Here is a 21,887-nt window from a genome sequence, read left to right on the forward strand (position 1 = left end):
AAGCGTCTGGTGTGTCTTCACCCCTGCGCGCTGCCATTGGCAGATTGCTTGGGTGTTATATGGTCAAGCCTCACGGGCAATTAGTATGGGTTAGCTCAACGCCTCACAGCGCTTACACACCCCACCTATCAACGTCGTAGTCTTCGACGGCCCTTCAGGGAGCTCAAGGCTCCAGTGAGATCTCATCTTGAGGCAAGTTTCCCGCTTAGATGCTTTCAGCGGTTATCTCTTCCGAACATAGCTACCCGGCAATGCCACTGGCGTGACAACCGGAACACCAGAGGTTCGTCCACTCCGGTCCTCTCGTACTAGGAGCAGCCCCTCTCAAATCTCAAACGTCCACGGCAGATAGGGACCGAACTGTCTCACGACGTTCTAAACCCAGCTCGCGTACCACTTTAAATGGCGAACAGCCATACCCTTGGGACCGGCTTCAGCCCCAGGATGTGATGAGCCGACATCGAGGTGCCAAACACCGCCGTCGATATGAACTCTTGGGCGGTATCAGCCTGTTATCCCCGGAGTACCTTTTATCCGTTGAGCGATGGCCCTTCCATACAGAACCACCGGATCACTAAGACCTACTTTCGTACCTGCTCGACGTGTCTGTCTCGCAGTCAAGCGCGCTTTTGCCTTTATACTCTACGACCGATTTCCGACCGGTCTGAGCGCACCTTCGTACTCCTCCGTTACTCTTTGGGAGGAGACCGCCCCAGTCAAACTACCCACCATACACTGTCCTCGATCCGGATAACGGACCTGAGTTAGAACCTCAAGGTTGCCAGGGTGGTATTTCAAGGTTGGCTCCACGCAGACTGGCGTCCACGCTTCAAAGCCTCCCACCTATCCTACACAAGCAAGCTCAAAGTCCAGTGCAAAGCTATAGTAAAGGTTCACGGGGTCTTTCCGTCTAGCCGCGGATACACTGCATCTTCACAGCGATTTCAATTTCACTGAGTCTCGGGTGGAGACAGCGCCGCCATCGTTACGCCATTCGTGCAGGTCGGAACTTACCCGACAAGGAATTTCGCTACCTTAGGACCGTTATAGTTACGGCCGCCGTTTACCGGGGCTTCGATCAAGAGCTTCGCTTGCGCTAACCCCATCAATTAACCTTCCGGCACCGGGCAGGCGTCACACCCTATACGTCCACTTTCGTGTTTGCAGAGTGCTGTGTTTTTAATAAACAGTCGCAGCGGCCTGGTATCTTCGACCGGCATAGGCTTACGGGGTAAACCCTTCACCTTCGCCGGCGCACCTTCTCCCGAAGTTACGGTGCCATTTTGCCTAGTTCCTTCACCCGAGTTCTCTCAAGCGCCTTGGTATTCTCTACCCAACCACCTGTGTCGGTTTGGGGTACGGTTCCTGGTTACCTGAAGCTTAGAAGCTTTTCCTGGAAGCATGGCATCGACCACTTCGTGTCCTGAGACACTCGTCATCAGCTCTCGGCCTTAAGATCCCGGATTTACCTAAGATCTCAGCCTACCACCTTAAACTTGGACAACCAACGCCAAGCTGGCCTAGCCTTCTCCGTCCCTCCATCGCAATAACCAGAAGTACAGGAATATTAACCTGTTTTCCATCGACTACGCTTTTCAGCCTCGCCTTAGGGACCGACTAACCCTGCGTCGATTAACGTTGCGCAGGAAACCTTGGTTTTTCGGCGTGCGAGTTTTTCACTCGCATTGTCGTTACTCATGTCAGCATTCGCACTTCTGATACCTCCAGCCAGCTTCTCAACTGACCTTCACAGGCTTACAGAACGCTCCTCTACCGCGTCACTTGCGTGACACCCGTAGCTTCGGTACCTGGTTTGAGCCCCGTTACATCTTCCGCGCAGGCCGACTCGACTAGTGAGCTATTACGCTTTCTTTAAAGGGTGGCTGCTTCTAAGCCAACCTCCTAGCTGTCTAAGCCTTCCCACATCGTTTCCCACTTAACCAAGATTTTGGGACCTTAGCTGACGGTCTGGGTTGTTTCCCTTTTCACGACGGACGTTAGCACCCGCCGTGTGTCTCCCATGCTCGGCACTTGTAGGTATTCGGAGTTTGCATCGGTTTGGTAAGTCGGGATGACCCCCTAGCCGAAACAGTGCTCTACCCCCTACAGTGATACATGAGGCGCTACCTAAATAGCTTTCGAGGAGAACCAGCTATCTCCGAGCTTGATTAGCCTTTCACTCCGATCCACAGGTCATCCGCTAACTTTTCAACGGTAGTCGGTTCGGTCCTCCAGTTAGTGTTACCCAACCTTCAACCTGCCCATGGATAGATCGCCCGGTTTCGGGTCTATTCCCAGCGACTAGACGCCCTATTAAGACTCGCTTTCGCTACGCCTCCCCTATTCGGTTAAGCTTGCCACTGAAAATAAGTCGCTGACCCATTATACAAAAGGTACGCAGTCACAGAACAAGTCTGCTCCCACTGCTTGTACGCATACGGTTTCAGGTTCTATTTCACTCCCCTCTCCGGGGTTCTTTTCGCCTTTCCCTCACGGTACTGGTTCACTATCGGTCAGTCAGTAGTATTTAGCCTTGGAGGATGGTCCCCCCATATTCAGACAAAGTTTCTCGTGCTCCGTCCTACTCGATTTCATTGACAAGAGATTTTCGCGTACAGGGCTATCACCCACTATGGCCGCACTTTCCAGAGCGTTCCGCTAATCTCAAATCAACTTAAGGGCTGGTCCCCGTTCGCTCGCCACTACTAAGGGAATCTCGGTTGATTTCTTTTCCTCAGGGTACTTAGATGTTTCAGTTCCCCTGGTTCGCCTCTTGCACCTATGTATTGAGTACAAGATACCCAGCTTGTGCTGGGTGGGTTCCCCCATTCAGAGATCTCCGGATCAAAGTCTGTTTGCCGACTCCCCGAAGCTTATCGCAGGCTACCACGTCTTTCATCGCCTCTGACTGCCAAGGCATCCACCGTATGCGCTTATTCACTTGACCATATAACCCCAAGCAATCTGGGGAGTACAGGTGTGAAGAACAACATTCGCTTTACCTTAGCCTGATCACACCAGCAGTGAAACTGGTCTGAACAGTCTATCTTTCTATCACATACCCAAATTTTTAAAGAACGATTCTGGAAAAGACCAGAAATCAACATTCAGGCCCCGGCACCTGAGGTGCGTGAGGGAATGCTCATTTCTAAGCTTTCAAACAGTGAAGGTGGTGGAGCCAAGCGGGATCGAACCGCTGACCTCCTGCGTGCAAGGCAGGCGCTCTCCCAGCTGAGCTATGGCCCCGCAATAATGCCAACCAAAAAAACTGGTGGGTCTGGGCAGATTCGAACTGCAGAAAAGCCACCTCACCGCTCTTTATCCAGGAGCATGGGGCGCGCTCTGCATCTGACCAGCCAAAACTGGTGGGTCTGGGCAGATTCGAACTGCCGACCTCACCCTTATCAGGGGTGCGCTCTAACCAACTGAGCTACAGACCCAATATCAGGGCATGCATCACTTAATCGTCTTTACAGTGAATCAAGCAATTCGTGTGGGTGCTTATGGGCGGCTGTGTCGTCGATTAAGGAGGTGATCCAGCCGCAGGTTCCCCTACGGCTACCTTGTTACGACTTCACCCCAGTCATGAATCACACCGTGGTAACCGTCCTCCCGAAGGTTAGACTAGCTACTTCTGGTGCAACCCACTCCCATGGTGTGACGGGCGGTGTGTACAAGGCCCGGGAACGTATTCACCGCGACGTTCTGATTCGCGATTACTAGCGATTCCGACTTCACGCAGTCGAGTTGCAGACTGCGATCCGGACTACGATCGGTTTTGTGAGATTAGCTCCGTCTCGCGACTTGGCGACCCTCTGTACCGACCATTGTAGCACGTGTGTAGCCCAGGCCGTAAGGGCCATGATGACTTGACGTCATCCCCACCTTCCTCCGGTTTGTCACCGGCAGTCTCCTTAGAGTGCCCACCTTAACGTGCTGGTAACTAAGGACAAGGGTTGCGCTCGTTACGGGACTTAACCCAACATCTCACGACACGAGCTGACGACAGCCATGCAGCACCTGTCTCAATGTTCCCGAAGGCACCACCTCATCTCTGAAGCGTTCATTGGATGTCAAGGCCTGGTAAGGTTCTTCGCGTTGCTTCGAATTAAACCACATGCTCCACCGCTTGTGCGGGCCCCCGTCAATTCATTTGAGTTTTAACCTTGCGGCCGTACTCCCCAGGCGGTCAACTTAATGCGTTAGCTGCGCCACTAAGCGCTCAAGGCGCCCAACGGCTAGTTGACATCGTTTACGGCGTGGACTACCAGGGTATCTAATCCTGTTTGCTCCCCACGCTTTCGCACCTCAGTGTCAGTATCAGTCCAGGTGGTCGCCTTCGCCACTGATGTTCCTTCCTATATCTACGCATTTCACCGCTACACAGGAAATTCCACCACCCTCTACCATACTCTAGCTTGCCAGTTTTGGATGCAGTTCCCAGGTTGAGCCCGGGGATTTCACATTCAACTTGACAAACCACCTACGCGCGCTTTACGCCCAGTAATTCCGATTAACGCTTGCACCCTCTGTATTACCGCGGCTGCTGGCACAGAGTTAGCCGGTGCTTATTCTGTCGGTAACGTCAAAACCGTTACGTATTAGGTAACGACCCTTCCTCCCAACTTAAAGTGCTTTACAATCCGAAGACCTTCTTCACACACGCGGCATGGCTGGATCAGGCTTTCGCCCATTGTCCAATATTCCCCACTGCTGCCTCCCGTAGGAGTCTGGACCGTGTCTCAGTTCCAGTGTGACTGATCATCCTCTCAGACCAGTTACGGATCGTCGCCTTGGTGGGCCTTTACCCCACCAACTAGCTAATCCGACCTAGGCTCATCTGATAGCGTGAGGTCCGAAGATCCCCCACTTTCTCCCGTAGGACGTATGCGGTATTAGCAACCGTTTCCGGTTGTTATCCCCCACTATCAGGCAGATTCCTAGGCATTACTCACCCGTCCGCCGCTCGCCACCAGGAGCAAGCTCCCGTGCTGCCGCTCGACTTGCATGTGTTAGGCCTGCCGCCAGCGTTCAATCTGAGCCATGATCAAACTCTTCAGTTCAATACTGCATGGGTTTTGAGAAAACCCTAAACTTGGCTCAGCAATCGCAAGACTTCCCGAAGGAAGCCACTCATTCGAATTTCTTCGTCTGAGTACTTGTGATGCTGATAATCATTGTGACAATCAGTCCAACTCACAAGCACCCACACGAATTGCTTGATTCATTTGTTAAAGAGCGGTGGTTGAGCTGTTCGCTTCAACCGAGGCGCGCATTCTACGCTAACCTTGCATCCTGTCAAGCGTTTATTTCTGAAGTTTCAGAATTTCTCGTTCAACTTCAACCACTTGACCGCTTCAGGACCTCTCGAAGCGGGAGGCGAATTCTACAGCACTACAACCTGCTGTCAACCACCTTTTTCACCGCGTTCGATCCGGAGACCGAAGCCACTTCCCGCCTTACCAAACCGCTAACTCATTGATATCCAAGAAGTTTGCCGTTCCGTTGTCGCTGGAATTGGGGCGCATTATAAGGGGTTTAGGAAGGGCGTCAACTCCTTTTGTTTCATTTAGGTTAAATGCTGCTTTGAAACCTAACTATAGGCTAGGAAACGCGAATTGAGACGCTTCATGGCTTGCTCGCTGGGGCCACCGTTGAGTGATTGCCTTGCGCCGGGTATAGAAGCGTACTCCGTCAGGCCCGTAAGCATGAAGGTCGCCGAATAAGGACCGTTTCCATCCACCAAAGCTATGGTAGGCCACTGGCACGGGCAAAGGCACATTCACACCTACCATCCCTACTTCGATCTCATCGCAGAACAGCCACGCCGCCTCCCCGTCCCGGGTGAAGATACAGGTGCCATTGCCGTACTCATGAGCGTTGATCAATGCCATGGCGGCCTCGAGGCTGGCGACCCGTACAATGCATAGCACAGGACCGAAGATCTCCTCTTTATAGATGCGCATGTCAGGCGTTACTCGGTCGAACAGGCAACCACCCAGGAAAAACCCGTCTTCATGCCCTGCTACGCGCAGTGAGCGACCATCGACCACAAGTTCCGCGCCCGCTTGCACGCCATCATCGACATAACCACGTACCTTGTCACGGTGCTGGGCAGTGACCAGCGGCCCCATGTCCAAGCCGCACTCTGTGCCCGCCCCGACTTTCAGCGCCTTGATCTGTGGCCTTAGCTTGGCAATCAGCGCGTCGGCTATCTGGTCACCTACGCACACCGCGACCGAGATCGCCATGCAGCGCTCACCGCAGGAGCCATAGGCCGCGCCCATCAGTGCGCTCACCGCGTTATCCAGATCCGCGTCAGGCATCAATACCGCATGGTTCTTCGCACCGCCCAAGGCTTGGACACGCTTACCGTGCGCAGCCCCTTCTTTATAGATGTACTCCGCGATGGGTGTAGAGCCCACAAAGCTCACGGCTTTGATTTCAGGTGCGTGGAGCAACGCGTCCACGGCAACCTTGTCACCCTGCACCACATTCATCACACCGGCTGGCAAGCCCGCTTTCTGTAGCAACTGCGCGATATAAAGGGTAGCGCCAGGGTCTCGCTCTGAAGGCTTAAGGATGAAGCAATTGCCGCAAGCAATGGCCAAGGGGTACATCCACAAGGGCACCATGGCTGGAAAGTTGAACGGAGTAATGCCCGCAACCACGCCTAGGGGCTGGAAGTCCGACCACGCGTCGATGTCAGGCCCTACGTTCCTGCTGTACTCGCCTTTCAAAACCTCTGGTGCCGCACACGCAAACTCGACGTTCTCGATCCCGCGCTTCAACTCACCGGCGGCATCCTCCAGCGTTTTGCCATGCTCTTCGCTGATAAGCCTTGCGATTGTCGTCTCGTTGACTTCCAGCAGTTGCTTGAAGCGGAACATGACTTGCGCCCGTTTCGCTGCCGGCGTTCGCCGCCATGCAGGAAACGCGGCCACTGCTGCATCGATGGCCAACTGTACGGTTGCCTGATTAGCCAAAGGCACACGGCCAGTTACCGCGCCAGTCGCCGGGTTAAAGACCTCGGCAAAACGGTCGCCTGTAGAGACCAAGTCGCCATTAATCAAGTGGTGAATGCTATTCATTGGGGCTCCTGCTATCAGTCAATCTGGTTCAGGGCTTCGCCCACAGCATCGAACACGCGGTCCATTTCCTGCGCAGTGGCATTGAAGCAAGGCCCAAACTGCAGAGTGTCGCCGCCATAGCGGACATAAAAGCCCTTTTGCCACAGCTTCATGGCGGCCTCGTACGGCCGCACGATGGCGTCATCGTTACGTGGCGCCAGCTGAATAGCACCTGCCAACCCGAAGTTGCGCAGGTCGACAATGTGTTTAGTGCCTTTGAGGCCGTGCAGTGACCCTTCGAACGAGGGCGCCAAATGAGCAGCTTGCTCAACCAGGCTTTCTTTAAGTAATAAATCCAGCGCAGCCATCCCCGCAGCGCAGGCCACAGGGTGCGCGGAATAGGTATATCCGTGAGGAAATTCAACTGCATAGTCCGGCGTGGGCTGTGCCATGAAGGTCTGATAGATCTCGCTACTGGCGATCACTGCGCCCATAGGCATAGCGCCGTTGGTGAGCTGCTTGGCGATACACATCAGGTCGGGCGTTACGCCAAACGTGGTTGCCCCAAACAAGGTGCCCGTGCGGCCGAAGCCAGTGATGACTTCGTCGAAGATCAACAGGATATTGTGCTGGTCGCAGATTTCTCGCAGCCGGGGCAAGTAGCCCTTTGGCGGAGGCAATACACCCGCTGAGCCGGCCATGGGCTCCACGATAACGGCACCGATGTTCGACGCATCATGCAGTTCTATCAATCGCAGCAAATCATCCGCCAGGGCTACTCCGCCCTCATCCGGCATGCCGCGGGAATACACATTGCTGGGCAGCAGGGTATGAGGCAAGTGCGCTACATCCAATAGCTGGCCGAACATCTTGCGGTTGCCATTCACGCCACCCAGGCTGGTGCCGGCGATATTCACACCATGGTAGCCACGGGCTCGGCCAATCAACTTGGCTTTAGTGCCCTGCCCTTTCAGCCGCCAATAGGCGCGCACCATTTTTACTGCCGTGTCTGCGCACTCAGACCCTGAATTGGTGAAGAACACGTGATTCAAATGCCCAGGGGCCAAGTCTGCGATCTTCTCGGCCAACTGGAAGGACAGTGGATGGCCATGTTGAAAAGCCGGTGAGTAATCAAGCACACCTAATTGTTGAGTAACCGCCTCCTGGATCTCTTTGCGGCAGTGGCCGGCACCACAGGTCCATAACCCAGAAAGGCTGTCATAGATTTGCCGGCCATGGTCGTCGGTCAAGTACCGCCCCTGCGCCGCGACAATTAGCCTTGGATCACGTTGAAAGCTGCGATTGGCCGTATAAGGCATCCAGTGCGCATCTAACTTGAGCTGATTGGCCAAGCCTATTGGCGCGCTCTCCTGCATGTTCATTCCGACTCCCTCCTGTGCACAGCGGCGTGATGCTAATTGCCCGTACGTTCGCATGGGGATACAGTCGGTAAAACCTTATTCTTCATACCTTCAGGTCAGGCCTGACTAAACAATGAGTAGACGTGACCCCCTCGCCCAGGTGAGTGATTTCGACATAAGGTTGCTGCGTATCTTTCGCAGCGTCGTCGAATGCGGTGGTTTTTCAGCGGCAGAAAATGTCTTGGGCATTGGCCGTTCCGCCATCAGCCAGCAAATGGGCGACCTGGAGAAACGCCTTGGGCTAAAGCTATGCCAGCGGGGCCGAGCAGGGTTCTCCCTCACCGAGGAAGGCCGCCAGGTGTACCAGTCGTGCTTGCAACTGCTGGGCGCCTTGGAAAACTTTCGCACGGAAGTGAACGGCTTGCACCAACACCTGCGCGGGGAGCTGAACATTGGGCTGACCGACAACCTGGTTACCGTCCCGCACATGCGGGTTACCCATGCCTTGGCCCAACTCAAAGAGCGAGGGCCGGATGTGCGCATCAATATCCGTATGAGCGCGCCCAGCCAGGTGGAGCAAGGCGTACTGGACGGAAGCCTGCATGTAGGCGTCGTGCCGCAAGCCAGTGCGCTTGCAGGCCTGGAATACCAGTCGCTCTACAGCGAGCGTTCATCATTGTACTGCGCGGTGGGCCACCCGCTTTTCTATGTAGACGACACCCTGCTTGATGATCAGCGGCTGAACAGCCAGGACGCTATCGCGCCGACTTTCCGTCTACCCGGAGACATACAGGCGCATTATCAGGCGCTCACCTGTACCGCTAGCGCTTCGGACCGTGAAGGAATGGCTTTCCTGATACTCACCGGCCGCTACATTGGGTATTTGCCGGATCACTATGCACACGCCTGGGTACAGCAAGGCCGCTTACGCGCGTTAAAAGCCAGCCAGCGGTGTTACGACTTGAACCTGTCATGGGTTACTCGGAAAGGGCGGCGGCCCCATCTGGTGCTAGAAAGCTTCCTTGCGCACTTGGCCAAAACGCCCTGACTGCACTCCGGTAAACTGAGCAGCCGCAACCACAAGGAAATACTACGGCGTGATGACCTTTACCCTCGCGAGCCTGGCCACTTACCGAGAGGAGATTCGCAAGAGTCGCTTTGTCACTGTCGCCGGCCCCCTTGATCGCCCCGAAGACGCACCTGAATTTCTAGCCGCACACGCCGATGCTTAGGCCACTCACAACTGTTGGGCATGGAAGCACGGAGCGCAGTACCGAAGCAGTGATGACGGCGAGCCAGGAGGCACAGCCGGGCGCCCTATTCTTGCCGCGATCGAAGCGCAAGGCTTTGATCGGGTGATGGTAGTGGTCATACGCTGGTATGGCGGGATACAGCTAGGCACCGGGGGCCTTGCCCGTGCCTATGGCGGCGGTGCGAATAAATGCCTGCAGCAGGCGCCTAAGTTACCGGTCATTCCTATGACAGTGTTCAACTGCGCCTGTACGTTCAGTGAGCTAACCTTGGTACGGCTGCGGATCGCCGACGCGGGGGGCGAAGTGCTTGAAGAAATCTTCAACGCTTGCGGTGTAGACATCTTGCTCAAAGCTCCACCCATCGCTGCTTCGGCGCTAGGCCTGCAACTCTCTCAACTTAGCCGAGGGCAAATACAGCTACGACCTGCCTAGCTTGTACACAATCGCTGTGCGCCTGCCTGTGGATAACCCGTTAGTGATTGCGTCCAGCCCAGTGGCGGTAAGCGCTCCAGCCAGGTGTGCGTTTTTTGACCACCCGTTCCTCTAGTCTCATCCAGCCCATGGCGTATGCTGGGTACCTCATTACAGGAGACTCCACATGGCCGACATGAAACGTGCGCTCATCATAGGCGCGTCGAGGGGGCTAGGCTTAGGCTTGGTGCAACGCTTCAACGAGCAAGGTTGGGAGGTGACTGCAACGGTGCGTGGCCAATCTCCGGCGACATTGTCTGCCACTGGCGCAACGGTCGAAACGTTAGAGATGAACGACCCGGCCAGTCAGAACGCCTTGGCACAGCGGCTAGCAGGTCAGACCTTCGACGTCATCTTCGTGAATGCTGGGATAATGGGCCCTACGGGACCCTTGGATAACGTAGCACTTGATGAAATGGCCACGCTGTTCACCACTAACGTGCTATCGCCTATCCGGCTGGCATCAAGACTTGCGGGGAACCTTCGGGCCGGCACCGGCGTGTTGGCATTCATGAGCTCGGGGTTGGGCACCGTGACCTCTCCCGACGCCCCCGATGCTGCCTTGTACAAAGCCAGCAAGGCAGCGCTCAACTCGATGGTTAATACCTTCCTGACCCAACTGCCCGAGCCACGGCCAACAGTGGTGTGCATGCACCCTGGTTGGGTGCAGACCGACATGGGTGGCCCTCAGGCCGATATCGATGTAACGACCAGCACCTCGGGAATGGTTCGTCAGCTCGAGGTACTCTCTGGCCAGGCGGGCCTGCACTTCGTGGACTACAAAGGCAGCACCCTACCTTGGTAGCCCTTCCCTGTTGCGCTACGTTACAGGCCGAGTAACGAGAGCATGACGAAGGTGCCGAACAGCACGAAATGGGTCATGCCTTCGATGGCATTGGTCTCGCCATCATTGAGGTTGATGGCGCAGACCAGTAACGTGATTACAGACATCACCGTTTGCACAGGCGTCATTGCCATTTGGAAAGGTTGACCGGTGTAAAGCGCCATGGCTTCCATCACGGGCACGGTCAGGATCACCGTCGACAGCGAGGCGCCCAGTGCGATATTCACCACCGACTGCATGCGGTTGGCCAATGCGGCCCTAAGCGCCGTGAGGATTTCCGGCGCCGCCGAAATGGCAGCTACCAGGATCGCAGACAGCACCGGTGGCGCACCGCTGCCTTCCAGGCCCACGTCCATGGCCTTGGACATCACTTCAGCCAAAGCGCCGATCACTACCACGCCAAAAATCAATATGGCAACGGACAACCCAGTGCTGACAGGCGCGCCATGGGCCTCGCCGGATGGGTTTTTGCGTTTCTTTTCTGGGTAGTTATAACTGAAGAAGTAACTGTGCGGCCCTACTTGCATGCGCAGGAACAGGCTATAGAGCACCAACATGGCCCCGATGGTAAAGCCTGAGTACAACGCCCAGCGTCCTTCAGGAATAAACTCGGGCACCACCATCGATACGCCCATGGCAGTCAGTATCATCACGCTATAGGTGCGTGCCGAGTCGTCGTTGTAGCTTTGTTCACCGTGCTTCAGCCCACCCATCAACGCAGCTAAACCTAGAATACCGTTGATGTCGAGCATGACTGCCGAGTAGATGGTATCGCGTACCAGGGTAGGCGAAGGTGAGTTGCTCATCATGATGGCGAGGATCACGACTTCCACCAACACAGCAGCCAGCGTCAGGATCATCGTCCCGTACGGGTCGCCCACCTTCTCGGCCAGCAACTCGGCGTGGTGAGCTACACGCAGCGAGGCAAAAATGATCGCCACTACCAACAAACCCGCACTTATTAATGCGGCACTATGGCCGTTATGAACCATGGCCGGTTCAAGTGGATAAGCAATCACTGCCGCGACCAGCGCTAGCAATAAAAACTTCTCCTCAATGATGTACTTGAACATGGCAATCCTTTCGCTGACGGTCTGAGGATTACTGTGACTCCTGTCGTGCTCCATGGTTTCCCCGTGACAATGGCCCCCGTGCGTTACCCAAATGACGGGCGTACCATGGCAACTGATGACTTTTCAGAGAATTCCCCATGTACGACTGGCTCAATACCCTTCCCAAGGCCGAACTGCACCTGCACCTGGAGGGCTCGCTGGAGCCTGAGCTGATGTTTAAACTCGCCAAGCGAAACGGTATTGCGCTGCCTTGGAGCGACGTAGACGCCGTGCGCTCGGCGTATGCGTTTAATAACTTGCAGGAGTTTCTCGACCTCTATTACCGCGGCGCGGATGTATTGCGCACCGAACAGGACTTCTATGACCTGACGTGGGCGTATCTGGAACGTTGCAAGGCACAGAATGTGGTGCATACCGAGCCTTTCTTCGACCCGCAAACCCATACCGATCGAGGCGTCCCTTTTGAGGCAGTGCTCAATGGCATTACCGCTGCGCTCAAGGAAGGCGAGCGCACCCTGGGCGTTACCAGCGGGCTGATCTTAAGCTTCCTGCGGCACCTGAGCGAAGAAGAGGCCGAGCGCACCCTCGACCAGGCACTGCCCTTCCGCGAAGCCTTTGTGGCCGTTGGGCTGGACAGCTCCGAGAAAGGTCACCCGCCTAGTAAATTCCGCCGCGTGTTCGATCGCGCACGAGCAGAGGGTTTCCAGGCTGTGGCTCATGCGGGCGAAGAAGGGCCGCCCGAGTATATTTGGGAAGCCTTGGACCTGCTGCATATCAAGCGTATCGACCATGGTGTGCGCGCCATTGAAGACGAGCGCCTGATGCAACGTATCATCGACGAGCAGATCCCTTTGACGGTATGCCCTTTATCCAACACCAAGTTGCGAGTGTTCGATGACATGGCGCAGCACAACATTCTCGACATGCTTGAGCGCGGCGTGAAAGTAACGGTGAACTCCGACGACCCGGCTTATTTTGGCGGCTACGTCACTGAAAACTTCTATGCGTTGCATACCCACTTGGGCATGACTGAAGACCAAGCTCGCCGCCTGGCCCAGAACAGCCTGGATGCGCGCCTGGTATAACCCTGCGGTGCGTGCCTAAGCAGGCAGCAACACGGGTTGACCCAACTGTGAAAGCCCCCGGTGGCCGGCCCGCGTTACCTGTAACTCTCGAAGGTCATCCTGACGGCGAACCCAGCCTTTTTGCAGGAACAGTTGCAATAGGCTGGCCCCCAGCGCACCACCCAGATGCGGCTGACCATCGCACCAGTCGCAGCAGGTGGTTACGCTCAAGCACCGGCGCTGTGCAAAGGCTTGAACATAGATACCGCTGGCAGCCAAACCCAGTACTCCCCGCGGCGTCAAGGTAATGCTTCCCTCGCTCGCATCGAGCCAGGCTGCATCCAGAAGCCGCTGGTACAGGTCATAGGCCAACTGGCCTCCCATGTGATCCTTGCAGACGCGTGCCTTGCAGGATTTGCCAACAAACGCAGGCTTTGACGCTGCCTTTGCCGGCTCGCCTACCCGCTCCAAAGAAGGGACGCAGGCCAAGGCTTCTACTGCCATCCCGACCTCCGGCGCCGCCAGGCGAAAGAACCGCTTTCGCCCGCGGGCCTCGCGCTTGAGCAGCCCTGCAGCGGACAACTTGGACAGATGAGCGCTGGCCGAGGACGGAGTAAGGCCAGCCAGGCTTGCCAGTTCGTCCGCGCCACGGGTAGCTCCGTCGATCAAAGCCCATAGCATCGCGCTTCGCTTCGGGTCGGCCAGCAAGGTGGCGATTCGGCTAATGCGAGGTACGTATTCCATGTTCTTTCACTCCCTGGATGAGGGCCGGCAACTGCACGGCTACCGGCGGATCCAGCCCATTATAAGCGCGCACTTCCAAGGGAAAATTAGCCTTGGGAAGGCAAATGGGCTAGAGACGCAGCGCTTGGATAGACCTTGCAACTGCACGCTATAGGGTGAAGTAAGGTGGACAGCGGAGCGGCCGAACGATACCGGGGGTTCAACCTTGTACTACTCGATACAAGGTAAGAATGAGCTGACACCGGTTAGTAAAATTCCCTACGCGGTAGGTCGTTTCGTGGTTAGTAACCAAAGCCTACAGGCAGAGCCGCTCATGGATGCGCCCGCGCCTGCACACTCCGGGTGGTCAGGAGCGAAACGATAACCGCCAGGCTGGCACAGGTGGTGATCACCATTGCCATCGGAACTGCCGTGCCATTTGCCAGCCAGCCCACTGCACTCGAAGACAGGGCAGCGATGCCGAACTGTAGGAAGCCCAGCAATGCCGACGCGCTACCAGCCCTGGAACCTTGCCCTGACATCGCGCACGCTGATGCATTAGGGATGATCGCCCCCATGCTTGCTATGCAACAAAACAAGGGCAACAGCAGGGGCCACAACGCTGAAGGGCGAGCCATGGTGACCGCCAGCAGGGCAAACGCTGCACTCAAGTACACCCACACCATCCTGCGTAGTAGCCAGTGCGGGCCAAAGCGGGTCAACAACCGCGCATTGATTTGAGCCACTAAAATGAAGCCTGCGGCATTCACACCGAAGACCCAGCCAAAATGCTCGGCGGGCACCCCGTATAAGGTAATGATTACGAACGGAGCGCCAGCGATGTAGGCAAACATGCCCGCCATGGCAATGCCCCCTGTCAGGGCATGCCCCAGGAAGGGTGCGTCGGCTAGCAGCCGTAGGTACTGCCGCGGTGCCCCGCGCAAGGGCAAGCGCAGGCGGTCTAAAGGCATGCTTTCAGCAAGCCCCAGATACACTGCCAGCGCGCAGCAGCCGCTGAATACCGTGAGTACCAGGAAGATCGACTGCCACCCCGCAGTGTTGACCAGAAAACCGCCCAGAATCGGCGCCAGGATCGGTGCCACCCCCATGACCAGCATCAATTGCGAAAACACCTTCGCTGACCCCAAGGTGTCGCACTTATCCGTAACGATGGCGCGGGCCAACACCATCCCTGCACACCCGCCCAGTGCCTGGAGAAACCGCAGTAGCACCAGCGTATCCAGCGTTGGCGCAACCGCACATCCTAGGGAGGCCAGGGTAAAGACCACCACGCCCACCAGCAGCGGCACACGCCGGCCAAACCGGTCAGCCACCGGGCCATAAATCAGCTGACCCAGTGATAACCCGAGGAAGTAAGCGGCCAGGGTGCTCTGAATCCGGGTCTCGTCAGTGCCAAATGCAATGGCCATGGCGGCGAAACCAGGAAGGTAGAAATCGGTGGCCAGCGGACCGCAGGCGCTGAGCGCGCCTAGAATCAAGATAATTCGAAGGTTCATGGAAACATCGACAGTAAGCGTGGCCGGTCAGTGTAGCGTGCCCCCTTTCTCAGAGGGGCTGAAAACCCAGCTAGCGGTTACCGACCTCACCTGCTGGCTGAGCCTGATACCCGCTGTCCTGTATCGCGCGCAGCAGCCGCTCCACGGGTAAGTCGCTCTGAACGCCAACACGCGCAGTCGCAAGGTCCACTTCGACGGTGGCGTCTTTGTCCTGCTCCTGGATTGCTTCGCTTACCGCCGCTACGCAGTGCTGACAGGTCATGCCTTGAACAGTGAAATATTGCATAAAAGGTCTCCTCTAATGGTGCGACCAGCCTTTAGCTTCCCGTCGGGGCAAGGTCAAGTTTTTCTACCCGCTGCCGGGCTAGTAATCCCTCACTGGCTCGGCCAAGCTTGAGGGGTCGTTTTTGCCTTGGAGCCTCCACGATGCGCCGGCTTATTCTGCTCACCCTCGCCTTTTTCGGGGTATTACCTCTCGCGCCTGCGCTTGCACAAGACGCTCAGGGCTACGCCGTGCTGATTATTTCCAGGGAGCGACTCGAAACAGGGACCTCCTGCGAAATCGGCTTGTACATGGAAGACCAGCTCGTTGGAAGGCTGTTCCCTGAACAAACGCTGTCCTACAACCTGCCCCCTGGCCCGACGGTGATACGCCTGCAAATACTGCCTGGCAATGCGCCAGGCTGCCGTCCTGGGATCGAAAGCGAGCGGCGCTCCATGACGCTGACGTTAAAAGCGGGCGAGATCCTCAAATACCGCATTGCTTCAAGCGCAACGGGCTTTTACCTAAAAGCTATCCCGCTCGACTACGCACCTTGACCTTACCCAGGGGGTAAGGTTGAAGCTTGATGCTTCCTCTAGGAGGCATCAAGCATGGCACCTAAAAAAGCCCTGACAGGCGCCCCAACCCGCGCCACAGATACGCTCGAGCTGTCTATCGAAGGCATGACGTGCGCCAATTGCGCCGGGCGTATCGAGCGCGCCTTAGGCAAAGTCGAAGGTGTACACAGTGCTACCGTCAACCTCGCCAGCGAACGCGCCCGGGTCGACCTGAAAACGCCAGTGCCCGCTCATACGCTGATCGAGGTGATAACGCGCGCGGGCTACCACGCTCGAATTACACAGGATGGGCCCAGCGACGCTCACGCCCACCACGCCAGGGCACGGCGTGAGCGCTGGCGTCTGATACTGGCCTTCACCTTGGCGTTGCCCTTGATCCTGCCCATGGTGCTCTCCCCGCTGGGCCTGGCCTTGATGCTGCCAGCCTGGCTGCAATGGGCCCTTGCAACGCCCGTTCAACTGATAGCGGGGGCCCGTTTCTACCAGTCGGCATGGGGCGCCCTGCGTGCAAAAAGCGCCAACATGGATGTGCTGGTTGTCTTGGGCACTACAGCGGCCTATGGCCTGAGCCTGTTTCTGTGGGCACGGGCCGAGCCGGGCCACCCGCCTCATTTATATTTCGAAACGGCGGCCATGGTGATTGCACTGGTGCTACTGGGCAAAGCGCTGGAAGCTCGAGCCAGACGCCGCGCCACGAGCGCCATCCGTGCCTTGCAAGCCTTGAGGCCTGCTACGGCTACCCGCCTGGTGCAAGGCGTAGCGCAGACCCTCCCGGTTGCCAACATTCGCCAGGGGGATCGGTTACGGGTGCGCCCTGGCGAGCGCTTCGCGGCAGACGGTTTGGTCGTAGAAGGGCAAAGTCAGGTAGACGAGGCGCTGCTTACCGGCGAAGCCATGCCTGTCGGCAAATCCATAGGTGACAAGGTCAGCGGCGGCACCTTGAACGGGGAAGGCCTGCTGGTCGTGGACGTTACTGCGGCAGGTGGCGATACCTTGCTCGAAGGGATCATTGCCTTGGTAGAGACTGCACAAGCGGCCAAGGCACCGGTGCAGCGCACGGTTGACCGCATCAGCCAGGTATTCGTACCGGTCATCTTGGTAATAGCGGTTGTTACCTTCAGCGGATGGTACCTGGCCCAAGGCTCATTCGAGCATGCACTGGTCACTGCCGTGAGCGTATTGGTCATCGCGTGCCCCTGTGCGCTGGGCCTGGCGACACCGGCCGCGATTCTGGCAGGTACTGGGGTAGCCGCGCGCCACGGCATTCTTATCAAAGACATCGCAGTGATCGAAGTGGCTGGCCGTGTGCGCAACCTAGTATTCGATAAGACCGGCACCCTAACGTGGGGCGCTCCGACGCTCGCTGGGGTTGCCCATGAAGGGGCCGGCGAGGCGTCGGTGCTGTCGTTGGCCGGCGCCCTGGCATGGGGCAGCGAGCACCCGCTGGCACGGGCGGTCCAACAGGCGTGCCACGCACGCGGCCTGCAAGTTGGCACTGTGGAGGGCGCTCGGGCCTTTCCCGGCCAAGGCATTGCAGGGTGGGTAGCAGGGCGTGAACTGTACCTTGGCAGCGAGCGTTTGCTGCAGGCCCGGCATTATGCCGTCGCACCCGCGCTAACTGCACAGGCCGCCGCTTGGGAAGCGCAGGGCATGAGCGTGTCCTGGCTACTCCAACAGGCGCCGTCAGCACAGGTTGTGGGGCTGATGGCGTTCGTCGACCAGCCTCGCGAGCAGGCGGCCGCTACGGTTACCGCGCTTACGCGCCAAGGGATCACTTGCCATCTGCTGACTGGAGACAACCCGGGGAGCGCTAGCCGGGTCGCAGAGGCAGTAGGTATCACGCAGGTGAGGGCCAGCCAATTGCCTGCTCAGAAAGCAGAACGTGTGGCAGAGCTCTCTGCCGAGGGCCCGGTGGTCATGGTGGGTGACGGCATCAACGACGGCCCTGCGCTGGCAGCGGCTGCTATCGGTATCGCCATGGGCGGTGGTACGGATGTGGCCGCGCAGGCAGGCGGCGTGGTACTGACCCAGGCCAACCTTGCCTTGGTTCCTGCCAGCCTGGACATCGCAGCGAAGATCAAGCGCAAGATTCATCAGAACCTGTTCTGGGCCTTTGCCTATAACCTGATTGGTATCCCATTGGCAGCGGGCGGCGTGCTAAGCCCAGTGTTTGCGGGTGCAGCCATGGCGTTGTCTAGCGTCAGCGTGGTTACCAATGCCTTGCTGCTCAACCTTTGGACTCCCACCCTCGACTCTGGAGATTGACATGCCCTCTCGCCTCTTGAACATTGGCCAGGCAGCAGCACGTAGCGGGCTCAGTGCAAAAATGATCCGTAACTACGAAGCGGCAGGCCTGCTGCCCTCACCGGTGCGAAGCGCCAGCGGCTATCGCCTTTATGGGCCTGAAGCCGTTGATACCCTGGTATTCATCAAAGGCGCCAGGGCGCTGGGCTTCAGCCTGGAAGACGTGAACCAGTTGCTGCAATTGCGCCACGACCCTGGTCGTGCCAGCGCTGATGTGCAGGCGCTGGTCCAGCACCATATCGCGGTACTGGACCAGCGCATCGAGAGCCTGACGGTGTTAAGAGGCAGCCTGAGCCGCCTGGCCAAGCAATGCCAGGGCAACGCGTCGCCTGAGTGCGCAATCCTCGACCGCCTTTCTACCGGAGAGGCAGCGGCCTCGGAGCCTTAGTGCATCCACGGCGGCGTAGGCTCTTCTGCTACGCCTCCGGCCGGCGCGTCCTGTTCTGCACGGGCCGCCTGGCGGCGAGCCTCATCACGCTTGGCCGTTTCGATTTCGCGCATTACTGAGTTCACGTCAGCGCTTACTTCAGCCTCGGCGAAGGTCCCGGTAAGGGCAGTGCCCGGCTCCAGCGTGCCGGCTTTGTACAGTGCCCACATTTCCTTGGCGTAACGGGTGGTTTTCAGCTCTGGCGCAAAACGGCCGAAATACTGGGCCATGTTCCCCACGTCCCGCTCCAACATCGTAAAGGCATGGTTGTTGGCTGCGGCGTCCACTGCCTGAGGAAGGTCGATGATTACAGGGCCAGTAGGGTCCAGCAGAACGTTGAACTCTGACAAATCGCCATGCACCAAACCGGCGCACAGCATCAACACGATCTGCTCTATAACGAACGCGTGGTATTCGCGAGCCTGCTCAGCTGTCAGGTCTACGTCGTTCAACCGAGGGGCGGCATCGCCAGCACCGTCGGTCACCATTTCCATTAGCAGCACGCCGTCGAGAAAGTCATAAGGCTTGGGTACCCGAACGCCTGCGCCCGCCAAGCGGAACAGCGCGCTGACTTCTGCGTTCTGCCATGCTTCTTCAGCCTCTTTGCGGCCATAGCGAGTGCCCTTGGCCATCGCCCGCGTTTGCCGGCTATTGCGGGTTTTACGGCCCTCTTGATACTCGGCGGCCTGCCGGAAACTGCGCTTATTGGCCTCTTTGTATACCTTGGCGCAACGCAGCGAGGTTCCGCAGCGCACCACGTACACCGCTGCCTCCTTACCACTCATCAGCGGGCGCACCACCTCATCGATGAGGCCGTCTTCGATCAAGGGTTCAAGGCGTTTTGGCGTCTTCATCGGTTGCTCAAGGGTCCTTTTTAACCGTACAACAAAGGGTGGTGGGCGAAAGTGCATCCCCGTGGCGGATGCTCTCCCAGCAGCGACACGAATGCAAACCCCTCGCCACGTTTACGCAAGCCGTGACACCAAAGACCTGCATCTCACAGGCTGATTCCTCGGAACACTTCACCCGGGGTCGAGCCAAACAAGGCTTTGAACGCTGCAATAAACGCGGAGGTGGATTCGTATCCCGACGCCAGTGCGGCGTGAGTTACGCTGCTGCCGGCTTGAAGCGCACTCAAAGAGGCTAACAGACGTACGCGTTGCCGCCAGCTTCTGAACGTCAGGCCCGTTTCACGCTGAAATAGCCGTACCAGTGTTTTTTCCGACACGTTCAGGCGGGCCGCCCATGCGGTCAGCGAGGTCACAGCGTCGGGGCGTGCAATCAAGGCCTCGCAGAGGCCAAGCAGGCCTGGATGCCGGGGCAGCGGCACGGAAAACGCTACCTCGCTCAGCCCTTGCAACTGGTCGATCAATACGGCTGCCAGGCGCGCCTGCGGCGTATCGCCTAGCGGATAATCTGCCGTCAGCGTTGAAAAGGCCCTGATCAGCTCCCGGGTTAACGGCGTCACTTCCAATACCCGGCAACGCTCTGAAGGAGGGCCGGCAACGGTGCCGTCAACATACAGGCTGCGCATTTCGGCCTGGCCAGACGTATTGACCCAATGCGCTACACCGGCAGGTATCCACACGCCCCACTGGGGCGGTGCAAAGTAGCTGCCGTGATGGGTATGCACCGCAAGTACGCCGCTGATCGCATAGGAAAACTGCACCCAGGGGTGATGATGCTGTGGCGTCCAGGAGCCAGCCCCCAGGCTTTCTGCACGGGCATACAGTGGCCGCGGCAACGCATTGAGCGCAGGAATGTTACGAGCGGTCGTGGGCTGTCCGTTTGGCGTCATAGACTGGCTTTTTATCGCAAGACGGCTAAGGCCTTACAGGGTAACGTGCCCCTGTAATCAAGTCACTGGTAATGATCCCATGCCTGTTCTCAAGCACCTCAAAAAACTGGTCACCGATTGGTTCCTCTGCGGCATGGTCCTGGCCACCGTGCTGGCCTGGTTGTTCCCACATGTGGGCGGCACAGGCGGCGTGCTGCACCTGGACAGCGTCATTAACGTGGGCGTGTTCCTGGTGTTCTTCCTGCATGGCGTCAACCTCTCCAGCGAGCAGATCGGCCGAGGCCTGCGCAACTGGCGCCTGCATGTCATGGTGCAGGGCTTCACGTTTATCGTCTTCCCCCTCCTGTGGCTGGCAGCCAACCAATTGGGCGGCAAGGCATTGCCCCCTATGTTAATGCTGGGCTTCCTGTACCTTTGCGCCCTGCCCTCTACGATTTCCTCATCCGTTGCGCTCACCGGTAGCGCCAAAGGGAACGTGCCGGGCGCCATCCTCAATGCGAGCTTGTCCAGTGTGCTCGGGATCTTCATCACGCCCTGGCTGGTGAGCCTGTTCGTAGGCAGTGGCCAGGGGGGGATCGACCTTGGGCCTACCCTGCTCAACCTCAGCCTGATGCTGCTGGCCCCATTCCTCTTGGGCCAAATCGCCCGCCCTTGGCTAGGCGCCTTTTTTGCGCGCTACAAGCGCTATACCAGCATCGTGGACAAGTGCGTGATTCTGCTGCTGGTGTACTCAGCGTTCTGCAACTCCATGCTGTCTGGCCTGTGGGAAGACCAAAGCAGTGGCGTTATCGTGAGCGCTTTCGTAGGCAGCGCGTTGCTGCTGGCCGTGATCCTTCTGATGACCACGCGCGTGACTGGCTGGCTGGGCTTCAGCCACGGTGACCGCGTAGCCGGGGTATTTTGCGCCAGCAAGAAATCGTTGGCCGCAGGCGCGCCCATGGCGGCCCTCATCTTCGGGCAGCACCCCGCGCTCGGGCTGATTCTGCTGCCTATCATGATCTACCACCCCTTGCAGTTGATCGTCTGTTCCATCATGGCAGAGACCTATAATCAGCGGGCCCTGGCTGCGGCCCAGATGAGCACCCGCGAGGCAGCCCCGATAGGCTGAGGCGCACAAATCTTCTAGCCATCAGGGCCTCACC

The 21,887-nt window shown here is 57.6% G+C and carries 15 protein-coding genes, 2 tRNA genes, 2 rRNA genes and 1 pseudogene; 8 read left to right on the forward strand and 12 right to left on the reverse strand.

Features of this window, described 5'->3' with window-relative positions:
* Positions 1-59: 59 nt before the first annotated feature.
* From AC4LE2_RS18835 to aptA, 6 genes are all read right to left on the reverse strand, one after another.
* Positions 60-2,947, reverse strand: a 23S ribosomal RNA gene (locus tag AC4LE2_RS18835).
* A gap of 223 nt (positions 2,948-3,170) precedes the next feature.
* Positions 3,171-3,246: transfer RNA gene (locus tag AC4LE2_RS18840), tRNA-Ala, on the reverse strand.
* Between the two features lie 117 nt (positions 3,247-3,363).
* Positions 3,364-3,440 (reverse strand) — tRNA-Ile (locus AC4LE2_RS18845).
* An 84-nt stretch (positions 3,441-3,524) separates the two neighbouring features.
* A 16S ribosomal RNA gene (locus AC4LE2_RS18850) occupies positions 3,525-5,063 on the reverse strand.
* The 16S and 23S rRNA genes sit together here with 2 tRNA genes alongside, the layout of an rRNA operon.
* A gap of 534 nt (positions 5,064-5,597) precedes the next feature.
* Positions 5,598-7,091, reverse strand: a complete 1,494-nt coding sequence (locus AC4LE2_RS18855) for a CoA-acylating methylmalonate-semialdehyde dehydrogenase (protein WP_491827367.1) — start codon at positions 7,089-7,091, stop codon at positions 5,598-5,600.
* 14 nt (positions 7,092-7,105) lie between these two features.
* Positions 7,106-8,452, reverse strand: coding sequence for an omega-aminotransferase AptA (gene aptA, locus AC4LE2_RS18860; RefSeq protein WP_491827369.1), 1,347 nt, complete (start codon positions 8,450-8,452; stop codon positions 7,106-7,108).
* A gap of 112 nt (positions 8,453-8,564) precedes the next feature.
* Here aptA and AC4LE2_RS18865 point away from each other — a divergent pair, with 112 nt between their 5' ends.
* The 3 genes and pseudogenes from AC4LE2_RS18865 (at position 8,565) to AC4LE2_RS18875 (ending at position 10,960) form a co-directional block, all read left to right on the forward strand.
* A complete protein-coding gene (locus AC4LE2_RS18865) occupies positions 8,565-9,479 on the forward strand; it encodes a LysR family transcriptional regulator (RefSeq protein WP_491827371.1) in 915 nt (304 codons plus the stop codon).
* Positions 9,480-9,531: 52 nt separating this feature from the next.
* Positions 9,532-10,116, forward strand: a pseudogene (locus AC4LE2_RS18870) (IMPACT family protein).
* Between the two features lie 166 nt (positions 10,117-10,282).
* Positions 10,283-10,960 (forward strand): SDR family oxidoreductase, encoded by a 678-nt coding sequence (locus AC4LE2_RS18875; RefSeq protein ID WP_491827373.1) that lies wholly within the window; start codon positions 10,283-10,285, stop codon positions 10,958-10,960.
* 20 nt (positions 10,961-10,980) lie between these two features.
* On the opposite strand, the gene AC4LE2_RS18880 is transcribed toward AC4LE2_RS18875, so the two are convergent.
* Positions 10,981-12,072, reverse strand: a complete 1,092-nt coding sequence (locus tag AC4LE2_RS18880) for a calcium:cation antiporter (RefSeq protein WP_491827375.1) — start codon at positions 12,070-12,072, stop codon at positions 10,981-10,983.
* 137 nt (positions 12,073-12,209) lie between these two features.
* Here AC4LE2_RS18880 and AC4LE2_RS18885 point away from each other — a divergent pair, with 137 nt between their 5' ends.
* Complete coding sequence (locus AC4LE2_RS18885) at positions 12,210-13,157, forward strand: adenosine deaminase (protein WP_491827377.1); 948 nt, start codon at positions 12,210-12,212, stop codon at positions 13,155-13,157.
* Positions 13,158-13,172: 15 nt separating this feature from the next.
* On the opposite strand, the gene AC4LE2_RS18890 is transcribed toward AC4LE2_RS18885, so the two are convergent.
* From AC4LE2_RS18890 to AC4LE2_RS18900, 3 genes are all read right to left on the reverse strand, one after another.
* The gene (locus tag AC4LE2_RS18890; protein ID WP_491827378.1) at positions 13,173-13,880 is read right to left on the reverse strand and encodes an ArsR/SmtB family transcription factor; all 708 of its coding nucleotides are present in this window, start codon (positions 13,878-13,880) and stop codon (positions 13,173-13,175) included.
* 311 nt (positions 13,881-14,191) lie between these two features.
* A complete protein-coding gene (locus AC4LE2_RS18895) occupies positions 14,192-15,376 on the reverse strand; it encodes a multidrug effflux MFS transporter (protein ID WP_491827380.1) in 1,185 nt (394 codons plus the stop codon).
* A 70-nt stretch (positions 15,377-15,446) separates the two neighbouring features.
* Positions 15,447-15,662 (reverse strand): heavy-metal-associated domain-containing protein, encoded by a 216-nt coding sequence (locus AC4LE2_RS18900; RefSeq protein WP_491827382.1) that lies wholly within the window; start codon positions 15,660-15,662, stop codon positions 15,447-15,449.
* Between the two features lie 140 nt (positions 15,663-15,802).
* Between AC4LE2_RS18900 and AC4LE2_RS18905 the strand changes: the two genes are divergently transcribed.
* From AC4LE2_RS18905 to AC4LE2_RS18915, 3 genes are read left to right on the forward strand one after another with little or no spacing between them, the layout of a single operon-like run.
* Positions 15,803-16,195 (forward strand): hypothetical protein, encoded by a 393-nt coding sequence (locus AC4LE2_RS18905; RefSeq protein WP_491827383.1) that lies wholly within the window; start codon positions 15,803-15,805, stop codon positions 16,193-16,195.
* A 54-nt stretch (positions 16,196-16,249) separates the two neighbouring features.
* Positions 16,250-18,481, forward strand: a complete 2,232-nt coding sequence (locus tag AC4LE2_RS18910; RefSeq protein ID WP_491827385.1) for a heavy metal translocating P-type ATPase — start codon at positions 16,250-16,252, stop codon at positions 18,479-18,481.
* A gap of 16 nt (positions 18,482-18,497) precedes the next feature.
* Positions 18,498-18,908 (forward strand): MerR family DNA-binding protein, encoded by a 411-nt coding sequence (locus tag AC4LE2_RS18915; RefSeq protein WP_491828179.1) that lies wholly within the window; start codon positions 18,498-18,500, stop codon positions 18,906-18,908.
* Here the strand turns inward: AC4LE2_RS18915 and AC4LE2_RS18920 are convergent.
* Positions 18,905-19,801: a PA4780 family RIO1-like protein kinase gene (locus AC4LE2_RS18920; RefSeq protein ID WP_491827387.1), complete on the reverse strand. Its 897-nt coding sequence runs from the start codon at positions 19,799-19,801 to the stop codon at positions 18,905-18,907. The two genes, AC4LE2_RS18915 and AC4LE2_RS18920, sit on opposite strands and share 4 nt — an antisense overlap.
* 143 nt (positions 19,802-19,944) lie before the next feature.
* Positions 19,945-20,745: an AraC family transcriptional regulator gene (locus AC4LE2_RS18925; RefSeq protein ID WP_491827388.1), complete on the reverse strand. Its 801-nt coding sequence runs from the start codon at positions 20,743-20,745 to the stop codon at positions 19,945-19,947.
* A gap of 79 nt (positions 20,746-20,824) precedes the next feature.
* On the opposite strand from AC4LE2_RS18925, the gene AC4LE2_RS18930 reads away from it, so the two are divergent.
* Positions 20,825-21,853: a bile acid:sodium symporter family protein gene (locus AC4LE2_RS18930; protein WP_491827390.1), complete on the forward strand. Its 1,029-nt coding sequence runs from the start codon at positions 20,825-20,827 to the stop codon at positions 21,851-21,853.
* The last annotated feature ends 34 nt before the right edge of the window (positions 21,854-21,887 follow it).

It is taken from the genome of Pseudomonas sp. 9.3L (assembly GCF_058536285.1).